Annotated in this window: 23 protein-coding genes and 1 pseudogene; 10 read left to right on the top strand and 14 right to left on the bottom strand. The window is 54.6% G+C overall.

Annotated elements, in window-relative coordinates; translation table 11 throughout:
* The first annotated feature begins 44 nt into the window (after positions 1-44).
* Together PuT2_RS06505 and trxA are read left to right on the top strand one after the other, a co-directional pair.
* Positions 45-1,340, top strand: coding sequence for an NCS2 family permease (locus tag PuT2_RS06505; RefSeq protein ID WP_093970246.1), 1,296 nt, complete (start codon positions 45-47; stop codon positions 1,338-1,340).
* A gap of 101 nt (positions 1,341-1,441) precedes the next feature.
* Positions 1,442-1,819: a thioredoxin gene (trxA, locus tag PuT2_RS06510; protein ID WP_093970247.1), complete on the top strand. Its 378-nt coding sequence runs from the start codon at positions 1,442-1,444 to the stop codon at positions 1,817-1,819.
* A gap of 132 nt (positions 1,820-1,951) precedes the next feature.
* Here trxA and PuT2_RS06515 read toward each other — a convergent pair whose 3' ends face one another.
* The 5 genes from PuT2_RS06515 to PuT2_RS06535 all read right to left on the bottom strand — a co-directional run bounded on the left by PuT2_RS06515 (position 1,952) and on the right by PuT2_RS06535 (position 6,775).
* Positions 1,952-2,548 (bottom strand): YigZ family protein, encoded by a 597-nt coding sequence (locus PuT2_RS06515; protein WP_093970248.1) that lies wholly within the window; start codon positions 2,546-2,548, stop codon positions 1,952-1,954.
* Positions 2,549-2,557: 9 nt separating this feature from the next.
* The gene (locus PuT2_RS06520; protein WP_093970249.1) at positions 2,558-4,159 is read right to left on the bottom strand and encodes an ABC-F family ATPase; all 1,602 of its coding nucleotides are present in this window, start codon (positions 4,157-4,159) and stop codon (positions 2,558-2,560) included.
* Positions 4,160-4,257: 98 nt separating this feature from the next.
* Positions 4,258-5,220 (bottom strand): LD-carboxypeptidase, encoded by a 963-nt coding sequence (locus tag PuT2_RS06525; RefSeq protein ID WP_093970250.1) that lies wholly within the window; start codon positions 5,218-5,220, stop codon positions 4,258-4,260.
* 90 nt (positions 5,221-5,310) lie between these two features.
* Complete coding sequence (tadA, locus tag PuT2_RS06530) at positions 5,311-5,880, bottom strand: tRNA adenosine(34) deaminase TadA (RefSeq protein ID WP_093970530.1); 570 nt, start codon at positions 5,878-5,880, stop codon at positions 5,311-5,313.
* 46 nt (positions 5,881-5,926) lie between these two features.
* Positions 5,927-6,775 carry an HAD family hydrolase gene (locus tag PuT2_RS06535; protein WP_093970531.1) on the bottom strand — a complete coding sequence of 283 codons (849 nt, stop codon included), beginning with the start codon at positions 6,773-6,775 and terminating at the stop codon, positions 5,927-5,929.
* 119 nt (positions 6,776-6,894) lie between these two features.
* On the opposite strand from PuT2_RS06535, the gene PuT2_RS06540 reads away from it, so the two are divergent.
* Positions 6,895-7,725 (top strand): universal stress protein, encoded by an 831-nt coding sequence (locus PuT2_RS06540; protein WP_093970251.1) that lies wholly within the window; start codon positions 6,895-6,897, stop codon positions 7,723-7,725.
* On the opposite strand, the gene PuT2_RS06545 is transcribed toward PuT2_RS06540, so the two are convergent.
* The gene (locus PuT2_RS06545; protein WP_093970252.1) at positions 7,722-9,233 is read right to left on the bottom strand and encodes an NAD(P)H-hydrate dehydratase; all 1,512 of its coding nucleotides are present in this window, start codon (positions 9,231-9,233) and stop codon (positions 7,722-7,724) included. The two genes, PuT2_RS06540 and PuT2_RS06545, sit on opposite strands and share 4 nt — an antisense overlap.
* 77 nt (positions 9,234-9,310) lie before the next feature.
* On the opposite strand from PuT2_RS06545, the gene PuT2_RS06550 reads away from it, so the two are divergent.
* Positions 9,311-10,261: an ABC transporter ATP-binding protein gene (locus PuT2_RS06550; protein WP_370318050.1), complete on the top strand. Its 951-nt coding sequence runs from the start codon at positions 9,311-9,313 to the stop codon at positions 10,259-10,261.
* Positions 10,258-11,019, top strand: coding sequence for an ABC transporter permease (locus tag PuT2_RS06555; protein WP_093970254.1), 762 nt, complete (start codon positions 10,258-10,260; stop codon positions 11,017-11,019). Before PuT2_RS06550 ends, PuT2_RS06555 begins: the two co-directional genes overlap by 4 nt.
* Before the next feature lie 65 nt (positions 11,020-11,084).
* Here the strand turns inward: PuT2_RS06555 and PuT2_RS06560 are convergent, their stop codons facing one another.
* Genes PuT2_RS06560 through PuT2_RS06570 form a run of 3 tightly spaced genes read right to left on the bottom strand, consistent with a single transcriptional unit; the run spans position 11,085 to position 12,660 of the window.
* Complete coding sequence (locus PuT2_RS06560) at positions 11,085-11,567, bottom strand: YajQ family cyclic di-GMP-binding protein (protein WP_093970255.1); 483 nt, start codon at positions 11,565-11,567, stop codon at positions 11,085-11,087.
* Positions 11,568-11,584: 17 nt separating this feature from the next.
* On the bottom strand, positions 11,585-12,310 hold the full coding sequence (locus tag PuT2_RS06565) for an LrgB family protein (protein WP_093970256.1): 726 nt from the start codon (positions 12,308-12,310) through the stop codon (positions 11,585-11,587).
* Entirely contained in the window at positions 12,307-12,660 is a 354-nt protein-coding gene (locus PuT2_RS06570; RefSeq protein WP_093970532.1) for a CidA/LrgA family protein, read from the bottom strand. Before PuT2_RS06570 ends, PuT2_RS06565 begins: the two co-directional genes overlap by 4 nt.
* A gap of 159 nt (positions 12,661-12,819) precedes the next feature.
* Between PuT2_RS06570 and PuT2_RS06575 the strand changes: the two genes are divergently transcribed.
* Complete coding sequence (locus tag PuT2_RS06575) at positions 12,820-14,019, top strand: MFS transporter (protein WP_093970533.1); 1,200 nt, start codon at positions 12,820-12,822, stop codon at positions 14,017-14,019.
* Between the two features lie 16 nt (positions 14,020-14,035).
* Here the strand turns inward: PuT2_RS06575 and PuT2_RS06580 are convergent, their stop codons facing one another.
* Positions 14,036-15,421 carry a GGDEF domain-containing protein gene (locus tag PuT2_RS06580; protein WP_093970534.1) on the bottom strand — a complete coding sequence of 462 codons (1,386 nt, stop codon included), beginning with the start codon at positions 15,419-15,421 and terminating at the stop codon, positions 14,036-14,038.
* Between the two features lie 210 nt (positions 15,422-15,631).
* On the opposite strand from PuT2_RS06580, the gene pyp reads away from it, so the two are divergent.
* Together pyp and PuT2_RS06590 are read left to right on the top strand one after the other, a co-directional pair.
* A complete protein-coding gene (gene pyp / locus PuT2_RS06585) occupies positions 15,632-16,018 on the top strand; it encodes a photoactive yellow protein (RefSeq protein ID WP_093970257.1) in 387 nt (128 codons plus the stop codon).
* Positions 16,019-16,026: 8 nt separating this feature from the next.
* Positions 16,027-17,253 carry an AMP-binding protein gene (locus PuT2_RS06590; protein ID WP_093970258.1) on the top strand — a complete coding sequence of 409 codons (1,227 nt, stop codon included), beginning with the start codon at positions 16,027-16,029 and terminating at the stop codon, positions 17,251-17,253.
* Here the strand turns inward: PuT2_RS06590 and PuT2_RS06595 are convergent.
* A complete protein-coding gene (locus PuT2_RS06595) occupies positions 17,246-17,623 on the bottom strand; it encodes a hypothetical protein (protein WP_093970259.1) in 378 nt (125 codons plus the stop codon). The two genes, PuT2_RS06590 and PuT2_RS06595, sit on opposite strands and share 8 nt — an antisense overlap.
* Positions 17,624-17,992: 369 nt before the next feature.
* Between PuT2_RS06595 and PuT2_RS06600 the strand changes: the two genes are divergently transcribed.
* Positions 17,993-18,247: a hypothetical protein gene (locus PuT2_RS06600; RefSeq protein ID WP_143516116.1), complete on the top strand. Its 255-nt coding sequence runs from the start codon at positions 17,993-17,995 to the stop codon at positions 18,245-18,247.
* A 90-nt stretch (positions 18,248-18,337) separates the two neighbouring features.
* Here PuT2_RS06600 and PuT2_RS16110 read toward each other — a convergent pair.
* The 3 genes and pseudogenes from PuT2_RS16110 to PuT2_RS06610 all read right to left on the bottom strand — a co-directional run.
* Positions 18,338-18,454, bottom strand: a pseudogene (locus PuT2_RS16110) (VapC toxin family PIN domain ribonuclease); the annotation flags it as partial.
* 44 nt (positions 18,455-18,498) lie between these two features.
* Positions 18,499-19,569 carry a YhcG family protein gene (locus PuT2_RS06605; RefSeq protein WP_093970261.1) on the bottom strand — a complete coding sequence of 357 codons (1,071 nt, stop codon included), beginning with the start codon at positions 19,567-19,569 and terminating at the stop codon, positions 18,499-18,501.
* Between the two features lie 657 nt (positions 19,570-20,226).
* On the bottom strand, positions 20,227-21,021 hold the full coding sequence (locus PuT2_RS06610) for an IclR family transcriptional regulator (RefSeq protein WP_093970262.1): 795 nt from the start codon (positions 21,019-21,021) through the stop codon (positions 20,227-20,229).
* A 172-nt stretch (positions 21,022-21,193) separates the two neighbouring features.
* On the opposite strand from PuT2_RS06610, the gene PuT2_RS06615 reads away from it, so the two are divergent.
* Complete coding sequence (locus PuT2_RS06615) at positions 21,194-22,387, top strand: ABC transporter substrate-binding protein (protein WP_093970263.1); 1,194 nt, start codon at positions 21,194-21,196, stop codon at positions 22,385-22,387.
* Positions 22,388-22,398 lie beyond the last annotated feature (11 nt).

Genomic DNA, 22,398 nt, shown 5'->3' on the forward strand with positions numbered 1-22,398 from the left:
AATATTCAAACTTGAAATAATTCATTGCCTAGGGAGGGCGCTGTATGCTTGAAAACCTGTTTAAGCTGCGAGAACACGGTACCAACGTACGCACCGAGATTTTAGCGGGTGTGACGACGTTTCTTACGATGGCCTACATTATCTTTGTGAACCCGGCCATTCTTTCGACCACCGGCATGGATAGCGGCGCCATTTTTGTCGCCACCTGCCTGGCTGCAGCCATCGGTACCCTGATTATGGCATTTGTTGCCAACTGGCCTGTCGGCATGGCGCCGGGCATGGGGCTTAACGCCTTCTTCGCCTTTACCGTCGTTGGTGCCATGGGCTATTCGTGGCAGCAAGCACTGGGTGCAGTGTTCATCTCCGGGATCATCTTCCTGATTCTTACCGTCACCGGCGTACGTACCTGGATTGTCGAAGGCATCCCCAAGTCGCTGCGCTCGGCTATTGTGGCCGGTATTGGCCTTTTCCTGGCCATCATCGCCCTGAAGAGCTCTGGCGTTGTTGTCGGTAACGAAGCCACGCTGGTTGCACTGGGCGATTTGACAGCCCCGTCTACCCTTTACGCCATCCTGGGCTTGTTCATCATTGCCGCCCTCGACGCCCTCAAGGTACGTGGCGCCATCCTGATCGGCATCCTGGCCATCACCATCCTGTCGATCCTCATGGGTCATCAACAGTTTGGCGGTGTGTTCTCTACCCCGCCAAGCCTGGCGCCCACCTTCATGCAACTCGACGTCATGGGTGCATTAAGCTTTGGCTTTGTTCACGTTATTCTGGTTCTGGTTTTGGTCGAAGTCTTCGACGCCACCGGCACCATGATCGGCGTTGCCAAGCGTGCCAACCTGATGCCTGAAGGCAAGCCAAACCGCCTGGGTCGCGCCCTGTTTGCCGACAGTACCGCTATTGTTGCCGGCTCTATACTTGGCACCAGCAGCACCACTGCCTACATCGAAAGCACCTCGGGTGTACAGGCCGGCGGCCGCACTGGTCTTACCGCCCTGACAGTTGCCGTGCTGTTCGTATTGGCGCTGTTCCTGGCGCCTTTGGCTGGCTCGGTACCTGCCTATGCTACTGCACCTGCCCTGCTGTACGTTGCTGGCCTGATGCTGCGCGAAGTGGCTGAAATCGACTGGCATGACGCTACCGAAGCCACACCGGCTGCCCTCACTGCCGTCGCCATGCCGTTCACCTACTCTATTGCCAACGGTCTGGCCTTCGGCTTCATCAGCTACGTTGTGCTTAAGATCATCACCGGCCGCATCAAACAAATCCACCCTGCTACCTTCATTGTGGGTGTGTTGTTCGTTATCAAATACACCTATTTCGGCGGACACTAAAGCGGCAACGTGCAATAAAAAACATAAACCAGTAAACTGGTAATCACTAGTAAAAACTAACAAGCGGCTTCACCAGCCGCTTTTTTATTTCGGGAGCCCGCATGAGCACGATCGAACTGACCAAAGACACCTTTCAGGCTGCCGTCCTCGACGACAAACCGCTTATCGTCGACTTCTGGGCCCCCTGGTGCGGCCCTTGCCGCAGCTTTTCACCGGTATTCGAAAAGGTCGCTTCGCAACACGACGACATCACCTTCGCCAAAGTCAACACCGAAGACCAAGAAGAACTGGCGGGCGCACTGGGCATCCGTTCCATCCCGACACTCATGGTGTTCCGCGAACAGGTTTTGCTGTTCAATCAGCCCGGCGCCCTGTCGGCCAGCCAGCTCGAAGAGCTGGTGACTCAGGTCAAGAGTATTGATATGGCGCAGGTTCATGCCGATATCGCTGCCCAGCAGCAGCAACAGCAAGGCGAATAAAAGCCTGCTGGGGCGGCCAACAACAAAAATGCCCCTGGCAGACCATCGCAATAAAAAACGCGCCCGCTCAACGGGCGCGTTTTTTATAAGCAAAAGGTTTAAGACTGAGGTAGCCTGCCCGGTACAGACGAGTCAGTTAGCACCGGTCGCAACATCAACGCGGCCCTGTCCACGCGTCAGGTTAGCAAACTCTGTAGTGAACGCAGCTAAGTGCTTAACGGGGATTTCCAGTTGCCAGCATACGCCTTGCGCGTTAAATGTTTCGTCAACAACTACGGCACCGTAGCCTGCCAACCTTGATTGCACCAAGGCCATATCCGAGAACCGCACTTCGCAATCGACGCGTGACTTTTCTACCCGCTGTATTTTTTCGGCCTGACGCAAACATTGGGCCGCCGCGCCGCCGTAGGCGCGAACCAACCCTCCGGTGCCCAGCTTGATGCCGCCGAACCAGCGTACAACCAGCACCGCTACTTCGTCGAGCTGCTGCCCCTCTATTGCCTGAAGGATGGGCTTACCCGCTGTGCCTGTCGGCTCGCCATCGTCGTTAAACCGGTAAGCCTGGCCCACTTTCCAGGCCCAGCAGTTATGGGTTGCCGCCGGGTCGCTGTGCGCGGCAATGAAGGCGGCTGCGTCATGTGCACTTTGCACCGGCGCAGCCCAAACCGAGAAACGACTTTTGCGTATTTCTTCTTGAAAAGAAGCCGTGGCAACTAGTGTGTACGTCACGGCAAAGCGTTAGCCCTCGATACCCCGAGACGCGAGATAGTCGTCGTAACCGCCCGCGTAGTCAACGACCTGACCGTCGTGCTGGATTTCGAGAATGCGTGTGGCCAAGCCCGACACGAACTCGCGGTCGTGCGAGACAAAGAACAGCGTACCTTCGTATTTTTCAAGGGCATACTGCAATGACTCGATCGATTCCATATCGAGGTGGTTGGTGGGCTCGTCGAGCAACATAACGTTATGACGACTCAGCATCAGGCGACCAAAACTCATTCGGTTCTTTTCGCCGCCCGACAATACCTTGACCGACTTAACGATGTCGTCGGCAGAAAACAGCAGACGCCCCAAGACTGAACGCATTGCCTGGTCGTCGTCGCCCGGCTGACGGAAATTGGCCATCCAATCGAAAAGATTATCGTCGGACTGGAACTGATCGGAAACGTCTTGGGCCATATAGCCCAAGTCGGCGTTTTCGGACCACTTGATACTGCCCGCATCGGGGGCCAAATCGCCCGCCAGCATGCGCAGCAACGTGGTTTTACCGACACCGTTGGCCCCGATAATTGCGATTTTTTCGCCAGCCTCGACCATGGCCGAATAAGGCCGGATCACAGGGTGGTCGTAGGATTTGGAAATGCCTTCGATAGTCACGGCAAGACGATGCATGACTTTCTTTTGCTCGAAGCGGATGTACGGGTTCTGACGCGAAGACGGCTTGACCTCGATGGTGTCGGCTTTGATGCGATCGATTTGCTTTAAGCGCGACGTCGCCTGACGCGATTTGGACTTGTTGGCAGCAAAACGACGCACGAAGTCTTGCAGCTCGGCGACACGCTCTTTGGCTTTAGCGTTGACGGCACTGACGCGTTCACGGGCCTGGGCTGCAGCCAACATATAGTCATCGTAGTTGCCTGGGTACACGCGCAGCTCGCGGTAATCGAGGTCGGCCATGTGCGTACATACCTGGTTCAGGAAGTGACGGTCGTGGCTGATGATGATCATCGTGCTTTGATAGCTGTTCAGCACGTTTTCCAACCAGCGAATGGTATTGATATCGAGGTTGTTGGTGGGTTCGTCGAGCAAAAGCACGTCGGGGTTTGAAAACAACGCCTGCGCCAGCAAAATACGCAGCTTCCAGCCCGGTGCGATTTCGCGCATAGGCAGATTGTGCTGTTCGACCGGGATTTCCAGACCCAACAGCAGCTCGCCTGCGCGGGCCTCGGCGGTGTAACCATCGTATTCGGCAAACTTGGCCTCGAGGTTGGCCGCTTCCATGTAATCGTCTTCAGTGGCCTCGGGGTTAGCATAAATGGCATCGCGGCGCGCCATGACATCCCACATTTCGGCGTGGCCCATCAAGACGACGTCGAGCACCCGGATATCTTCATAGGCGAACTGGTCTTGACGCAATTTACCCAGGCGTACTCCGGGTTCGAGCGATACGTTCCCCGACGAAGACTCGAGGTCTCCGCCAATGATTTTCATGAAGGTCGACTTGCCGGAACCGTTGGCCCCGATCAGACCGTAGCGGTTGCCCTCGCCAAACTTAACGCTGACGTTTTCAAATAAAGGCTTGGGACCAAACTGGATCGTAAGATTAGCGGTAGAAATCACTTAAAACGTATCACCAAAAACAGGGTTGACCGGATGGGGCACACAACGCGTAACCCACCATCACAAAACAAAAATTAAGGTTAACCCGGTAGTTTACCCTAATGCTCGTCGAGCACCAGATAAGCCATGCCTTTTTCAGTGGCGATGCCGACATGTTTACCTACCGGCAACGTGGCCTTGACCCGCACATGACCATAAGGCAAGCCGGTTACCACAGGCACTTTAACGGTTGAGCGCAACCACTTGATAACACTGGCCATGTCGAAACCATTATCGTTTTTAGCCAGCTTGTAATCGGTGAAGTGGCCCAGCACGATAGCTTTTTGACGGCCCAGAATACCCGCCTGCCATAGCTGGCTCAGCATGCGTTCGACCCGGTACGGGTGCTCGGCCACGTCTTCAAGAAACAAAATTCCACCGTCGATGTCGGGCATGTACGGCGTTCCAACCAAGGCCGCCACCATAGCCAGATTACCGCCCCACAATACGCCGCGCGCATCGACCTTGTCGGCATCAGGCGATTCAAAACTTAAAATTTCAAGCTGGCCGCTTAGGGCTTCGTTAAATAGCGCAGCGGTCAGATCGTCGAGCTTTTTGGCGCCAAAGTCGCCTACGGCCATCGGCCCCGAAAAACTTTGCGCGCCGGTTTTAGCCAATAACGCCAGGTTGAACAGCGTGAAATCGCTCAGCCCCACAAACTGCTTGCCGCTTTGCGCCACTGCCGCCCAGTCGATAAATGGCAACAGGCGGCTCAGCCCGTACCCGCCACGCGTCGCCATAACCACGGGATGCTTCTGTTTGAGCGCCCGCTGTATACCCGCCAGACGCTGCTTGTCGGTACCCGCAAAACGTTCGTGTACGGCCAGCGCGGTGCGATCGACGGCGGTTTTAAAGCCCAACGCCTGCAGGCGCTGACAAGCCAGGTCGACGGCCGCGGGGTCGGAAACTGCACCCGAAGGTGAGATCAGGTAAATACCGTCGGGTGCGGGCTGGCAGTGGTCATGATGAGAGTCGTGATCATGGTGATGATCGTGGTGCGCGGCAGAGGCTTGAACTGGCATGGATGGAGGCAAACCGAAAAAGGGCTAAAGTGACACTGCTTTGGCAGAACCAAAAGGGTAACGCAACACCAACGCAGCAAGAAAAACAGTTTATGACGAATCCTCACCCCGCAGTGGCGGGAAGGTGCCCGACTGTGGCGACGAAGCATCCGTCTGCGGCAGCGAGGCATCTGGCAAAGTCGGTATGAGATTGGCCAGTGGTGGCTTGCCCTTTTGCGCACGAATAGCGGCACGCCGCGCGCGGAAAAAGTCGGACAGCAACGTGCCGCAGGCGTCGGCCAACAAACCGCCGGCCACCTGGGTATGATGATTGATCTGATCGATAGCGGCAATATCCAGCACGCTGCCGCACGCGCCCGTTTTGGGGTCGGCTGCCCCGAAGACAACCTGGGAGACGCGCGCATGCACCATGGCGCCCATGCACATTGTGCAGGGCTCGAGCGTGACGTAAACACGGGCCCCGGGCAACCGGTAGTTGCCCAAACGCGCGGCAGCATCGCGCAATGCGACGATTTCGGCATGAGCGGTGGGATCGTGATCTGTGATGGTACGGTTGTAGCCCGTGCCAATAATGCTGCCTTCAGCATCAACAACCACGGCACCCACTGGCACCTCGCCGATTTGCGCAGCAAGCGCAGCCTGGTCCATCGCCTGCTGCATCGCCCAGTGATCAGCCGGGGTAAAGAGGTCAACAGGCATAGGTACGTCAGCCGACATACATTCGCGAATTCAATGTAATGCGCCCGGCCAGACTTTCTACGGCCTCTTCAAGCCATTGATAAAGCTCGGCATCTTCGTCGTAACGTGCCTGATTCAGATTCGACACTCGCCCCTCTTGGATAAAGCCCCAAGCCCGACTGCGCTTTTCGCGGTGTTTTCTGTCCCAGACGCCAAACGCTACGCCGCCCGACTTACGTACTAATGAGAAACACGGAATGTCGGTATAGCCGTCGCCAATAAAAATCATTTGCTGAAAGGGAATGCGCAGTTTGTCTTGATCGACTTTGCGATTGACCTCGAAAGGTTTGTTGCGCGACGCTGTGCCGACGATACCCTTTTGGATATGAAACAGATAACGCGTTTTATCGGTAAAACTGACAATGCGGCGCGGAAAATGAATTCCGCCATCGGGACCATAAATAAATTCAGAGGCCCAGATATCGGTGAACTCGTGGGCAATAGGCGTATGGCGAACGACATCGCCAATACCGCTGGAAATAAGATAAAACTCGAGCTGCACTTGCGGGTGCGCTTGCCGAACATGACGGCGCAAGCGATCGAACAGCGTAGTGACACCGTCGTGCAGCGGCAACCGCTGGCCCCATGCCTTAAGCCGCTCTTGAGTGATCAAGCCATGTTTTTGGGACTTTGACAGCTCGATCATTTCGTGAAGATACGCAGGTACCGGGTCCCAGTCATGGTGGTCGAGCAATGGGCCCACCCGGTCAGACCAGAACTGGCCGGCATCGACGCCTATTTCAGTTAGAAACCCGCTGGTACTATCGGGGGCAAGGGTATCGTCAAAATCAAAAACCAGGGCAATGACATCGGACATAGTATTTTTAGCGCTGCGAACTTTGCGTTTAATCAAGCTTATGGCCGATTTTCGTATTTAGAATCGAAACTGACGAAAACCGGAGTCCAACCCACTTTATAACCCGTCAGGAGACGCGCATGCTGGGACGTATCGCTATTGATCTTACCAAAGACAACAACCAAGTTCGCCGCCTCGAAACTACGCTGCGGCTAGCAAAAACGCACAACGCTGAAGTCGTCGGCGTCTACCCCAGCCCGGAGCCCTCCGATTATTTGCGCGACGGCAGCCTCATTCCTCGCGAAGTTAGCCAGATGATGACCGCCCATTTGGCGCAAGAACGCGACGAAATGAAATCGTTGTTCGAGGAGCAAGCCGCCGCAGCCGGTGTCAAGGCCACCTGGCGCAACCCCAAAGGCCTGTCGGAAGAAGTGCTGGCCTTGCATGCGCGATACTGCGACCTGGTCGTCATGAGCCAGACCGTCAAGCAAACTTCTAGTTTTCGCCCCAGTATCGCCGAAGCCGTAATTACGTCGGCGGGCCGGCCGGTGCTAATGGTGCCTTATATTGGCGAACAACGCCCAGTGGGTTCCCGAATTTTGGTGTGTTGGGATCACGGCCGTCGCGCCGCCCGTGCGTTTGCCGACGCCGCGCCCATTTTGGCCAACGCCAAAGAAATCGTCATCGTCAGCATCGACGAGCGATCGAACCGCCTGGTATCGCAGGATGTTCACGAAGAAGATATCGAAACCTATTGCGTTTCAAAAGGCTATGTCAAGCCTCGACGCGTACGCCTGGACAGCGCCAGCGCGGGCATTGGCAACACAATATTAAACGCCGCCAGCGACCATGGTTCTGACCTGATCGTTATGGGGGCATATAACCGTAGCCGCGCCAGCGAATGGATGCTCGGGGGAACCTCAAAAACCTTACTCGACTCGATGACGGTACCCATTCTTTTTTCGCACTAATAAGCCAGGCCCCCCGCATGCCGGCCCTCTGGGCCGGCATCGCGATACAGCTCGCGTAACACCGCCGGCACGTACCCCGGCAAATCATCAGATACCAACCCAGGGCCAAAACGGGTAGCTGCACGGGCATGAACCCATGTGGCTGCACATGCAGCCCAAAACGGGGGCATACCCTGCGCCATCAAGCCGGCAATTAAACCTGTCAAAACATCCCCCGTACCCCCTGTGGCTAAAAACGCCGGTGCATTGGTATTGACGACGGCCTGACCGTCGGGCGCAGCAATGACGGTATCGGCGCCCTTCAGCAACACCACTGCCCCTGAACGCTGCGCAGCCTCACGCGCCCGCGTCAGCTTGTCGGTGTCGGCGTCCCCGAACAGGCGCACAAACTCGCCCTCGTGCGGGGTCAACACGCACTCGTGGTGCAAAGCCGACAACAACGACTGGGGCTGCGCCGAAAATGAGGTAATGGCATCAGCATCGAGCACCAGGCGCCGACCGGTTGCCAAAGCACCCAGCACCTGTTCGCGAGTTTGCCCGCCAACGCCGGCCCCGGGGCCGATCACCAGCACGTTTTTGCGGCTGTCACTGAAAATATCGCGCAGGCTGCCCATATCGGTAAACGGCGTGACCATAATGCCTTCGAGAGCAGCGGCATATACCGGCCATGCAAACACCGGTGCAGCAACCGTCACCAACCCCGCGCCAACACGCGCCGCAGCGCGGGCCGACAAACGGGCAGCACCTGTCATGGTCTGCCCACCCACCACCAGCACATGCCCACGGTGATATTTATGCCCTTCAAGCGACGGCCAGGGAAAATGGCGCTGCCAAAGCGCGGGGCTATTTTCAAAAGTAGCCGGCGCGATAGTGTCGAGCACGTCAGGGGCAATACCAATGTCTGCCAGTTCAATTTCTCCGCACAACCCGCGACCCGGAAACAGCACATGGGCAGGCTTTTTTCGAAAAAATGTGACGGTCAGGTCGGCGCGCGCCGCCACCCCTTGCACCCGACCCGTGCGACCATCAAGCCCGCTGGGCAAGTCGACCGCGCATACGGCCAGGCCGCGATGGCGAACCGCTTCGATGAACTCGGCCGCGTCGCCGGTAACCGGCCGGCCAAGGCCTGCCCCAAACAAGGCATCAACCAATAATTCGGCCTCGTCAAGCAAGCCGATGGATAACGTTTGAACGACGCCTTCCCATAAGGCCGCATGGTGTGCGGCATCGCGGCCCGACGGCCGAGTGCCGTTGAGCGCGCCAACCTGCACCGGCCAGCCATGCGCCGCCAGATGCCGTGCCACCACATAACCGTCGCCGCCGTTATTACCGGGGCCACAAGCCACCAATACAGAGCGACGCGGCCAGCGACGCATAATGGCCTGCGCGACGGCACGCCCGGCGGCTTCCATCAGGTCAATGCCCGATACTCCTCGTGCCACGGTCGCCGCATCGGCCTGGGCCATTTCAGCGGGCGTCAATAACGCCGTTGGTTCGTGTGTGCTCATGGTAGTCTTTATACTGATACGACCTGCCGGCCAATGCATTTAATCTTAGGGCAAATCGGACCGGCTGCGTATCGGCGATTCATCAGAACGAGGGCTGTGTGGCATCACCTATTATCTCTATCCGCAACGTATCCAAGACCTACGCTTCCGGGTTTCAGGCGCTGGATAACATCAACCTGGATATTCATCGCGGCGAGATCTTTGCCCTGCTAGGCCCGAACGGCGCCGGCAAAACAACGCTTATTAATAGTATTTGCGGCCTGGTCAACTTAACCGCCGGGCAGGTGACCATTGACGGCTTCGACAACGTAAAACAATACCGGGAAGCCCGCCGCTGTATTGGCCTGGTACCGCAAGAACTTACCGCCGAAGCCTTCGAAAAAGTATGGAATACCGTCAGCTATAGTCGCGGACTGTTCGGCAAGCGCCCCAACCCTGCGCTTATCGAAAAAATCCTTAAGTCGCTGTCGCTCTGGGACAAACGCAACAACCGCATGCTGACCTTGTCTGGTGGCATGAAAAGGCGCGTTCTGATTGCCAAGGCGCTGTCACACGAACCGCCTGTATTGTTTCTTGACGAACCTACGGCCGGGGTCGACGTTGAACTGCGCAAAGGCATGTGGGACGTCATTCGCGGGCTCAAGCAAGAAGGCGTCACCATTATTTTGACTACGCATTACATTGAAGAAGCCGAAGAAATGGCTGACCGCGTCGGGGTGATACGCCAGGGGCGGCTGATTTTGGTCGAAGACAAACACACCCTGATGCGTTCGTTTGGTAAAAAGCAACTTACCCTTGAACTAAAGCAAGCGCTAACCCGCTTGCCCGATACCTTGCAAGACCCGCACATTGCGCTGTCAGCCGACGGCCGACAACTGGTTTACACCTACGACACCAAAGACGACACCGCCGACATTGCCGCCCTGATCGACCGCCTTTATCGGGCCGGTATCGTATATACCGACCTGCACACGCGCCAAAGCTCGCTTGAGGATATTTTCGTCGACCTGATCAAGGAGACGAAATGAACGTACAAGCCATCAAGGCCATTTACATGTTTGAAATGTATCGCCTGCGGCGCAACCTGTCGCAAAGCGTGCTGGCCCCTATTTTGTCGACGTCGCTTTACTTTGTGGTGTTTGGGTCGGCCATTGGCAGTCGTATGGCGGATATCGACGGGGTCAGTTACGGCGCCTTTATTGTGCCGGGCCTGATCATGCTGTCAGTCCTGACGCAAAGTATTTCCAATGCGTCTTTCAGCATCTATTTTCCGCGCTTTACAGGCACCATCTACGAGCTGCTATCGGCACCGGTTTCGTATATAGAAATTTTGATGGGCTATGTAGGAGCCGCGGCGAGCAAATCGCTGGTACTGGCCCTCATCATCATGGCGACCGCAACTTTTTTTGTGCCCTTGCGCATCGAACACCCGGTCTGGATGGTGGTGTTTTTAGTACTGACCGCCCTCACGTTCAGCTTGTTCGGATTCATTATTGGCGTGTGGGCCGACAGCTTCGAAAACCTGCAGATAGTGCCGCTGCTGATTGTGACGCCGCTCACATTTTTAGGCGGCAGCTTCTACGCCATTAGTATGCTGCCGCCGTTTTGGCAGGCCGTTAGCCTGCTTAACCCGGTGGTTTACCTGATCAGCGGATTTCGCTGGAGCTTCTACGGCGCGGCCGACATCAGCCTGCCGGTTAGCCTGGGCGTAACACTGGGCATTTTGGCTGCATGCTTGGGCATTGTGGCCTGGATATTCAAGACCGGTTACAGGCTGCGCAATTAGCCCATTGAAAACGCCGCCCTGATGGGCGGCGTTAACGTTGACGGATAGCCGCAAAAACCCGCAGTCTAATCGCGGAAGTTATTAAACTGCAACGGTAGGTCGACTTCTTGCTGGCGCAGCAAGGCAATGGCCGACTGCAGGTCATCGCGCTTTTTCCCGGTGACACGCAATTTGTCACCATTGATCTGGGTTTCGACCTTAAGCTTGGCCGCTTTAATCGCCGCAATCAGCTTTTTGGACACCGATTGTTCGATACCCTGGCGTACCGTCACTTTTTGTCGTGCGCCAGATACGTTCTCGGCAATTTCACCCTCTTCAAGACAACGCACATCAATGCCGCGTGCCGACAAGCGACCGCGCAAAATATCAAGCATCTGACGAAGCTGAAACGGGCTGGGCGCCACTTGCGTGACCACATACCCCTCAAGCTCGAAGGTGGCATTACTGCCCTTAAAGTCAAAACGGCTGACCAGTTCCCGATTGGCCTGGTCGACCGCGTTGCTTAACTCGTGTTTATCGACTTCGGAGACGACGTCAAAAGAAGGCATGACAATTTCCTTGAAAATTAAAACAAACCAAAAAGCTTGAGCACCAGCGGCACCGCCAGCGCAGTAGCGATCCCGTTAAGACACAACCCCAGCGCAGAGAATGCACCGTTGGTTTCGCCTACCTGTATCGCTTTGGCCGTACCGATGGCGTGGGCCGACAGCCCCTTGGTAAAGCCGTGAATGACCGGATCGCTGATGTGTAATACGCGCAAAATAGGGCCGGTAATAATAGCGCCTGCTATTCCGGTAATGGCTACTGCCACCGTTGTAAACGATGGCAACCCGCCGGTTAGCTGGGCCACTTCCATGGCTATGGGCATGGTGGCCGACTTGGGCGCCAATGACAATAGGGTTTCGGTAGAGGCCCCAAACAGCCAAGCAATACCCAGCGCCGAAAAAATGGCGGTAAAACAGCCAACCACTAGGGCCACGGCCAAAGGCTTCCAGATACTTTTAAGACGAGTCAGCTGGCTGTACAGCGGCACAGCCAGCGCGACGGTTGCGGGGCCGATCAGAAAGCTCATGAAGCGGGTGCCCTCTTCGTAAGCCTGAAAAGGCGTGCCAGAGACCACCAAAAGCCCAACGATGGCCACAACCGACGTCAGCACCGGCAATAAAAACGGGTGACTGCCTGAACGCTTGTAGAGCATCAGAGCCAACAAGTAAATGACGGTTGTAACGGTAACCCACACGAGCGGCGATGCCTGCAACCCCGACCATAAAGACATCAAGGCGTCGGTCATGATTGCCCCCGATTCTGGCGCTTGAGCATCCAGGACAGGGTTAGCGCCGTTACCACGATGGTAATAGCCGTACCCAAAATGCAGGCCAGCAGAAACGGCAGCCATTCGGCCGCAATGCGATCGAAGTGCAGCATAATGCCGGCCACGGCCGGAATGAATAGCAGCATCAGGTGCTGCAGCACGTGCTTGGCCGTATCGCGCAGTGCCGCTGGCAAGCGACCACGCCACACCAGGCCGGCAAACAGCAATAGCAACCCCACCAGCGCACCTGGCACTGGCAACTGCGTCAAGCGCACAAACACTTCGCCAACCAACTGCAACACAAGCAATACAGCCACTGCGGTCAACACCGGCATGTGTTTTCCCCTTTATTGATTTGTTGCACCCAGACCAGGATGACCACGCGTGGTCATCGCTTGTTCAAATGTCAGTCAGGTGCACCGTTCTACAATACACAGAACCAATGGGCACAATGCCCAACATCGCTATTTTTTCACCAAGACCTCGTCGTGCCTACCCATAATACAGAATTCAGCCTGCGCAAAATTGCGGTTGCCGCCTTTGGCCCATCGTTGCTGTTTGGTATTGGCGAAGGCGCAATTTATCCGATCATCGCACTGACTGCACGCGAGCTGGGTGCGTCGGTAGCATTGTCCGGGCTTATTGTGGCCCTGATCGGTATCGGCTCATTGCTCAACAATATCCCGGCGGCTTTGTTTATTGCCCGATTCGGCGAGCGCCTTGCCATGGTAGGCGCCTCGTTGCTGAGCCTCATCGGCTTGCTATTGTGCCTGCTGGCGCCACATGCCCTGGTGCTGGCTTTGGGCGTGCTGCTTATCGGCATGTCGAATTCAGTCTTTTTACTGGCACGGCAAACCTATCTGACCGAAGTGGTTCCCATCGGCATGCGGGCACGGGCGCTGTCCACCCTAGGTGGCGTCACGCGTATCGGACTTTTTGTCGGCCCCTTTCTTGGGGCCGGCGTCATGCATTTTACGGGGCTGTCAGGCGGCTACCTGGTGGCGCTGGCCGCTGTGGCCGCAGCCGGTGCTTTGGCTTTCACTATCCCCGATTTCGAACACAAGCCCGCTGCACAGGCCCCTGGCGACAAGCCGGCCGGCCCAAAACCTAATTTACGCAATATTGCCCGCCGTCATGCGCGCACCTACCTGACGCTGGGGCTGGGATGCGTCTGCGTCATGGCCATTCGTTCATGTCGACAGGTGATTATCCCCTTATGGGCCGCACACATCGGCGTAGACGCTACCACTACCGCTGTCGTGTATGGGCTAATGGGGGCTATCGACATGCTGCTGTTCTATCCTGCAGGCAAAGTCATGGACAAAAAAGGACGGCTTTGGGTCGCCCTGCCCTCGATGATCATCATGGGCAGCATGCTGCTCATCATGCCCTTTACCACAAGCCTGTCTGCCTTCATCGTTGTCAGCATGATTCTGGGGTTTGGCAACGGAATTGGGTCGGGGCTTATCATGACGATAGGTGCAGACGCGTCGCCGTCCGAGGGAAGACGCCAATTTTTGGGGCTGTGGCGCCTGCTATCAGATATTGGCGGCAGCACCGGGCCACTAATGCTGTCAGGCATAACCGCTTTAGTTTCGCTAGGTGCCGGCGTTGCCATGGTAGGCGGGCTGGGGTTTGCCGCGGCCTGGGTGTTCTGGCGGTGGTTGCCCAGGCCACAGCAGCACTGAGCAACAGGCGCATAGCTCACAATAAGGCGTTACCCTTGCGGTGCGCGGCCGCCAGCAGCGCCGCTTGGCAAACCTTGGCTTTTTTCTCCAGGTACATACTTTTATCGGCGAACTCAATCAATTGCGATTCATCTGTACCGTGCTCGGGGTAACGCGCAAGCCCAATACTGGAAGCAATGTTAAAGCTGTGCCCGTTCAAGACACATGGTTGGCTAAATACGTCACGGATTTTTTTAGCGATTACTTCGGCTTGCTCTGGCAATGGGCTGCGATGCAACAACACAATAAATTCATCGCCACCCACACGAGCGACGGTATCCGATTCGCGCACACACAGCTTCAGACGCCTGGCCACTTCTTTTAGTAAAAGGTCTCCGATGCCGTGGCCCAAGGTGTCGTTGACTTGCTTGAATTTATCTATATCAAGATAAAGCAATGAAAAACACGCTTGCTCTCGTCGGGCTATCGACAATGCAACCTTCAGACGGTCGTATAGCAATGCGCGGTTGGGCAGGCCAGTCAACTGATCGTACTGCGCCATTTGCTTAAGGCGCATCTGCATTTGCTGACGCTCAATGGCAGCAGCGATTTGCGTCGAGACAAACTGCAACAAAGCCTGATCTTCGTGGCTGTAGCACAACCCGCCGGGATGCCGGTTAAGCACAATGACACCGATAACTTCGTTTTGCGACTTAAGCGGCACGCCTAACCACGCCACGGGTTGCACGCTTGAAGAAACATCGAGTTCCGCAAGATATGGCCGCATTGTGTCGGGCGCCAGCAATATGGGTAGGCCCGTACGGACAATTTGACGACAGAGTGGGCCGGAAATTTCCTTGAGCAGTGCCAACCTACGGCAGCCGGCATTTTCCGGATACGGAAAACCAAGCTCGCCTGTTTCGGAGTCGATCAACGCAACCGAGAAATCATCAACCGGTAACAGCGTGCCCACAATCTGATGAAGATGCTGAAATAACGTCAACACATCATCGGCGCGGTGAGCGGCTTCGGAAATGGCGTAAAGAGCAGCCTGTAACGATTCGGCCCGCTTTCGTTCAGTAATGTCGCGCGCAACGCCAATACGTAACTGGTCGGCCGACGACCACCGCGCCGACCACATGATGTACACAACCTGCCCGTCTTTACGGACATAGCGATTCTCGAAGTGAAGCTGCGGGCAACCAGACATGACCTCTTGCACCGATGTGCGTGTGCGTTCGCGGTCTTCGGGCAGCATCAGGTCGAACATGTTTTTGCCAATCATTTCTTTTGGCGTGTAACCGAAAATACGTTCGCACGACGCGCTTGCGAAGACGATGGAGGCATCCAGGTTAACCGCAAAGACAGCGTCCATCAGAAGATCAACGAAGCTGGCCATCGGCGTGTAGGCGTTCGGTTGCATATAAAAATTATAAAGCGTGACAACCATTTTTCGCGGTATTTTTTGCCCCATCTGGAACTGCACAACACACCCAGGCATTGAACCGAATTTGTCCTAGACAAATAAAATATTTAAGCGTATCGTTTGGGCATAGTTACACGACAGTAATTAAATACATCGCTTTGTGTAAATAGAAGCCAATTTCGGCTCAAAACCCTTAAGGCCAAACGAATGAAAGAACTCGACATTATTGCTTTTGGTAAATCAGATATCGAAAACACCCTCGGGAAAATGTCTTCCGGCGAAATAGACAAGCTGGCGTTCGGTGCGATTGAGCTAGACAAAAATGGGACAATTCTGAAATACAACTCGGCTGAAGGCGCCATTACAGGGCGTAACCCTGCCGACGTGATTGGAAAGAACTTCTTTCGCGACGTTGCTCCCTGCACGTCAAAAGCCAACTTCAAGGGCGTGTTCGATGCCGGTGTCAAAACAGGCGACCTGAACACCATTTTCGAATACGTCTTTGACTACCAGATGAAGCCGACAAAGGTCAAAGTTCACATGAAACGGGCCATCAGCGGCGACACGTTCTGGATTTTTGTTAAGCGCATCTAGGCGAAAAAATGACAGGGCAATCGGCAATGTCGTTTGCGTGGTGGGAGCAGCCAGGCTTCCTGCATCGCGTCGTCTGTGACCTAGTTAACTCAGAACTGACGGCGCTGCGCCGACGACCGCTGCTGCTCCCCCTACCCTGGTCAAACGAGCGCCATCTTATTCGCGACCTGGGTGCCGATTCGCTCGAGTTAATGACGCTGGCTACCAGTCTGTCTGAACTTCTGCATATTCATGAATCGGGGATTGAAGACTACTTGTTAGCCCGGCTTGAAATACAAGATTGGGTTTCCGTTGCCTACACCAGCTTAAGGCAACATGGCGACGGCATTACCTTCAGTACATCGGGCAGCAGCGGCTCACCAAAGCGATGCCAACACAGCCTGTCGTTGCTACACCAAGAGATCGACGTCCTGCGCGCTTTGTTCAGCGGCCGTCGGCGCATACTTAGTGCCGTGCCGGCACACCACATTTACGGTTTTTTATTCACTGTTTTACTGCCGCAGGCCCTGGGGATTGCGTCGGAGAAGGTCTTTGACGTGCGGGGCAGCAGCCCGGGTGCGTTGGTATCTGCGTTGCAACCCGGCGATTTAGTTATTGGCCACCCCGATTACTGGCAAAACGTAGCGCGCCTGGCGGGCGCCTTGCCCAATGATGTTGTGGGCGTCACGTCGGGAGCCCCTTGCCCCGACGCGGTCGCCCTTGATATGCGCGCTGCAGGATTAAGCAAACTAGTGCAAATTTTTGGCAGCAGCGAAACCGCCGGTATTGGGTGGCGCGACGATGAAACTGCCCCATACACCTGCTTTGCCTACTGGCAAGCACAAGACGACGGCGCTGCACTTGCCCGGCGTATGCCAGACGGTGCAACGGCCCGATTCGCGCTGCAAGACCACCTGACCTGGCAAGATGAAAACCATTTCAGGCCAGCAGGCCGCCGTGACCAGGTCGTACAGGTGGGTGGCATTAATGTTTACCCGGCGCGAGCGGCTGAGGTCATAGCGCAGCACCCCGCAGTACAAGATGTTGTCGTCAGGCTAATGCGTGCAGACGAAGGCAACCGCCTTAAAGCATTTGTAGTGCCCCGCGCGGGCCATGAGGACGATTTGATGCTGGCCGAAACACTCGCCGAATGGGCCAGCGCCGGGTTAAATGCAGCCGAAAGGCCGGTAACCTATACCTTTGGCGCGGCATTACCCAGGCAAAGCAACGGCAAGCCTGCCGACTGGATCATTTAGACGGAGCGGATGGCAGACGTTGATGTTCTTTTGGGACGTTAACGCGCAGCGCTGCGTGTGCCACGTCGACCACATGTTGGGGTAACGCGTAGCCACCCACGATTTGCGCCACGTCGGTAAGCCCTACCCAGTCTGGTGCAACTTCGATAAGCGTAGCCGAGGGTACAACGCGCTGCACATCAGCCAATGCGCCGCGCACTGCGCTATCGGCATCTTCGGCCTCGCGCGTAAATTCGAGCGCCAGCCGCCCTGGCAACCCCATGCCGACCAAAGCATCATCACAACCCGCCTGCCCGAAGCGCTCGACCAAGTCGTCTTGGTCGCAGTCGCTGTCTGCCAGCTGGTACTTTAAGGTAAAGATGTATTCCATTTCGAAATGGCCGCTATTCGGTTGGATGGCGTGAATGCATCATCAACAGACTTCGCTGTATATGCGAACATATTGGTTGTCAATCGACAACCAATATCAAAGGGCGCTTAGCTTCGCAGTAAAAGTGTCTGCAATGTGTAGTGCAGCAAGCTGCCTAAGTGAACTGACACAACAGTGTGCCTGAAGCAGCTTCTCAAACCACCAGCAATGATCAACTTGCTCCACCACGGAAATCACCCGATGTCCTGAGGCCAGTGGCCGACGTAGAGCGCATGAAAAAGGGGTTAGTTGCCTGAACGCCTAACCCCTTTTCATGTGCCAACGGTAGTTATCGTTACGGCTGTCGCAAGGATAAAGCCCAGAATAGGAATGAAACGCGCCTTTTTACCGCTATATTCGATGTATGTATTATTTGAGGAATTACCGATGAACCGCGCTTACATCTCCTTGCGTACAAGTGATGTAGTCACGCATAGCAATGCAACGCGGCCACCTATCGCTTACCAAGCTATCTATGCGTTTTTAAAAGACTGTGGGTTCAACGACTTAGAAAATTTAAACTTTCATGCCGAACCGCAGCTTCAGCTCGTAGCGGGTTCACTGCAAGACGGCCGTTTAGTTTAGGGTGAAACCCGGGGTCTAGGTGATTGCCGGTGTCGGTACCGGAAAATGGCACCATCGTCATAATTTGTAAGGCCATATCCAACGCGGTCCTGTTGCCAGCACGGCTAATGTGTAACCATCTGGCGTCGGGAAGCCACGCCCCCCATTTCTGGCCGTCGCAGCCAAATCGGCGTAGTGTCGCGCCGCATCGGTATCAAATGGTAGTACTCAACCGCGCCTTCAGACAGCACGCTGTTTGGTCGCGCTATCAATCATGACTCATAACCGGAATTCGATGCACCGTTGCCCCTCAACTCCTGTTCGATTTGTTCGATGCTTGGCAAATCTGTCGCCAGTTCCGGCGGCAAAGATTCAATAAGCTTGTATTCCGCAACACCCAGCGGTTGCGTGTTCTGGCGTAGCGCATACTCGGCCACAACCTTGTTCTTGCTCTTGCACAACAGCAGGCCGATGGTCGGGTTGTCCTGTGCATGTTTGACCTGTTCATCCACGGCCGTCAAGTAAAAACTCAATTGGCCCAAATGCTCGGGCTTGAACTTGCCGCCCTTCAACTCGATAACCACATAGCAACGCAACTTTAGGTGGTAGAACAACAGGTCAATAAAAAACTCATCGCCACCCACATCCAGCAACACCTGCCGCCCAACAAAGGCGAAACCAGCACCTAGTTCTAACAAGAACTCGGTCACGTGCTTGACCAGCGCATTTTCCACTGCGCGCTCTTGCGCTTCATTAGACAAGCCGAGAAAATCAAAGCGATACGGGTCTTTCAGCGATTCGCGCGCCAAGTCGGACTGCGGCTTGGGTAGAGTCGCGTCGAAGTTAGTTGCGGCCGTACCGCTCCGCTCCAGCAAACGGGTCTCAATCTGCATCACCAGCACGTTGCGCGACCAGTTATGTTCGATGGCTTTGGCGGCATACCACTTGCGGGTTTGTGGGCCAGGCAGCTTGTCCAACAATGCCAACTGGTGATACCACGGCAATTGTGCAAGCACCTCTTGCACAAATTCCAGCTCCGGCCACGCCTCGGCAAAAGCGCGCATGTATTTAAGATTACGAGGCGAAAAGCCCTTCATCTCAGGGAAAGTCGAACGCAAGTCCTGCGATAGCCTCTCTATGACCTTCCCGCCCCAGCCCAGTTCGGCCTGTCGCGCCAGAATATCGCGCCCGATCTGCCAGTAAAGCAGCACCAGCTCGCGGTTGACGGCCAGTGCCGCACGTTGCTGGGCGATGTGGATACGATTTTTGAGTTCAGCCAACCAACCAGCGTAGCCGGATGGCAATTCAGTCAGCTTGACGGGCATTACACCTTCAGCACTCATACTTTCTTTTCCCACGGAACGCTCTCTGAGCCAGTTAAATACTTCGCCGTCCACCGACTGACATAGGTGTCGCCATAGCCACACAAGGTCGCGACGAGCAGCCTCAAATACTACACAAACCAAACCGACATGCCTCAAAGAAGCAATTGGCTACTTTCTTCGCACCGACCGGATGAGCCAACTCGTAGTCGATAAAGCTTAGCGTGTAACGTTAAAACCAACGCCCAGCTAAATCAACGATTTAGCTGGGCGTGCGTCACTTTTGCATAAGTAGGTATTCTATGAAAATCTATGATTCACGTTATAACCTCTACTCCCACTCAATTGTCAATAAGAACGTGAAAGCCCAGTGTTAAAAGGTTTCCAATGGACTAGATATTGAGCGATACCGGCAATTTCACCGTCAGCTTGGAATTGCCCATTACTATAGTCGTGATCCACAACAGATGGGGTGCTCGAACTAGCCGACAGAACAAATTGAATTTGACCGAAATTGACGGTAACGATAACCGCCAACTCCGCATGCTTTGACGGTAACAACAAGATGACGGTATCGACTTTTAACCCTGATTCTTAACGCCGACTCGGACGCACGCATCGTTATGAATAATAACCAGGCTAAAGAGCAAGGTCGCCGAACTGATTCGTCAACGCGCCTCACAAATCATCGTCACTAAATAAACTCGCTGGACAACCGAGCTCTAAACTAATTTTCTTGGCGGTTTCTCTCATAGCACTTTTGAGAGCGGTGTTGCTGGCAGGGTTTTCAAATGCACTAATCCCCAGAGCCGTTATTGATGCTTGAATATTCGCATCCATACCAAATATTGGGGAAGAGATCCCGAAAAAACCACTTTGAAACTTGCCTTCCGTCATCGCGAGTCGATGGCGTCTCACTTCAACTGCTCGGGAACGAGCCTCATCAAGCGCTCCTGGAGTCAATGCCTCCTCCTCCGCTACCAAATCTGCCCAGTAAGCTTCTGGCAAATAGCTAAAGAACACCATCCCGGTAGCAGACGTCAGAACTGGCAATACGAAACCAACCTTAATAGCGAAAGGCGATCTGTGCCTCCCGTCTAGTTTATAGATGATGGTCGGTCCACGGTTACCCCAAATGGCAATGCTGTAGGTCTGCTCAAAGTTTGCTTGCAAAGACTCTAAATACTCTGATGCAACCTCAACAACATTGAACTGCTCAATAGCGGCTGCACCCAACCTTATCGCGGTAGGACCCAAACCATAGTGTCCCGTCACCTTGTCTTGGACGATCAGCCCAAGGCGCATAAAGCTGACCAAATAAAGGTGCGCCTTGCTAGATGGCATACCCGCGGCTTCGGCAAGCAGCTTCAAAGGCAATTTTCGGCGCGCCTGCTGCAGCGCCTCAAGCAATGCATATCCAACCTCGATGGATTGGATGCCTCGTTTCTCAAGAATGTCTGACTTCGAATCCATAAAGAATTTCCTTTGTTTGTTGCCCAACAAAATTATACGATATACAATTTAGTTGTACTTAGTTGAATTTTATTTAAAAATAGTCAATACAGAGACTAAGTAAAAAAACGTAACAGTAGTGAAGCGTAAAAGAAACAAATTCAAGAAACAGCTATGTCATGGAGACACTTTTATGAAAGCAAAACGGCGCGCAGTAATTGGTGCAACTCTTCTGGCCGGAGCAATGATGCTCGGCACATCTCAGGCAGCCAAGGCGGCTGAACCACTCAAGCTCGGCATGATCGTGAGCTCTTCGGGACCGTCTGCCTCAAATGCAGTTCAGTTTACAGGCGCAGTCAAGGCCTTCATGGCTAAGCATGGCGACACGGTCGCGGGGCGGAAAATTGAAATCATCCAACGAGATGGTATGGGCCCTGCTCCGGATGTCAACCTGCGCCTGACCCAAGAACTTATTTCGCGGCAGGGCGTTGAGATGATTTTTGGCTTCGACTACACCCCGAACGTACTGGCTGTTAAGAAAATTTCGACGCAAGCGAAGATGCCAATTCTAATTTCGAATGCGGCAACGTCCGGGATTTTGCACGACGCCCCATACATGGTTCGCTTCGGCCTGACAACAGCACAAGTGACCAAGCCGCTCGCTGAATGGATGCCGAAGAACGGCTTGAAAAATGCTTATGTATTGTTCGCCAACTACGGCCCCGGGCTTGAGGCAAAAGCAGCATTTAAAGATGCATTTACAGCGGCAGGGGGAAACTACATGGGAGAAATTCCCGTACCAGTTTCAAACCCAGACTTTTCCGGATACTTGCAACGCATCAAAGAGGCAAAACCTGATGCTTTGTTCGTTTTTCTTCCAACCGGGGATCAACCAGGAGCATTCCTCAAGGCAGCTCGTGACTACGACCTCGCTGGTGCTGGTATAAAAATTGTAGGTACTGGTGATATTGCCTCGGAAGACGTAATCGACTCTATTGGCGACTCTATTCTCGGTGTTACAACTGCTTTTGGGTACTCAGATGTACATAACTCACCCGAAAACAAGGAGTTTGTAGAACTATTCACGAAGGCTACGGGCGGGACAGTCAGACCCAATTTCCACGCTGCAACAGTTTGGGACATCATGGGTGCGATCTACAAGGTAGTAGAAGCGCAAAACGGAAAGTTAGATCCAGAAAAGACCATTGAACTACTGAAGGGGTACAAATCCACAGGGGCACGAGGACCTATTGAGATTGACTCATCAAGTCGGGATCTGACAACCACAGTGTATCTACGCACTGCAGAAAATCAAGGCGATCGCATTGTTAATCGGGAATTTGAGGCTATCCCAAGCGTCAAGTCTCCTGCAAAAGTGGCCCACTAGGATAGACCCAG

The sequence above is a fragment of the Pusillimonas sp. T2 genome (genome assembly GCF_002236805.1).
Taxonomy (GTDB): Bacteria; Pseudomonadota; Gammaproteobacteria; order Burkholderiales; family Burkholderiaceae_B; genus Neopusillimonas.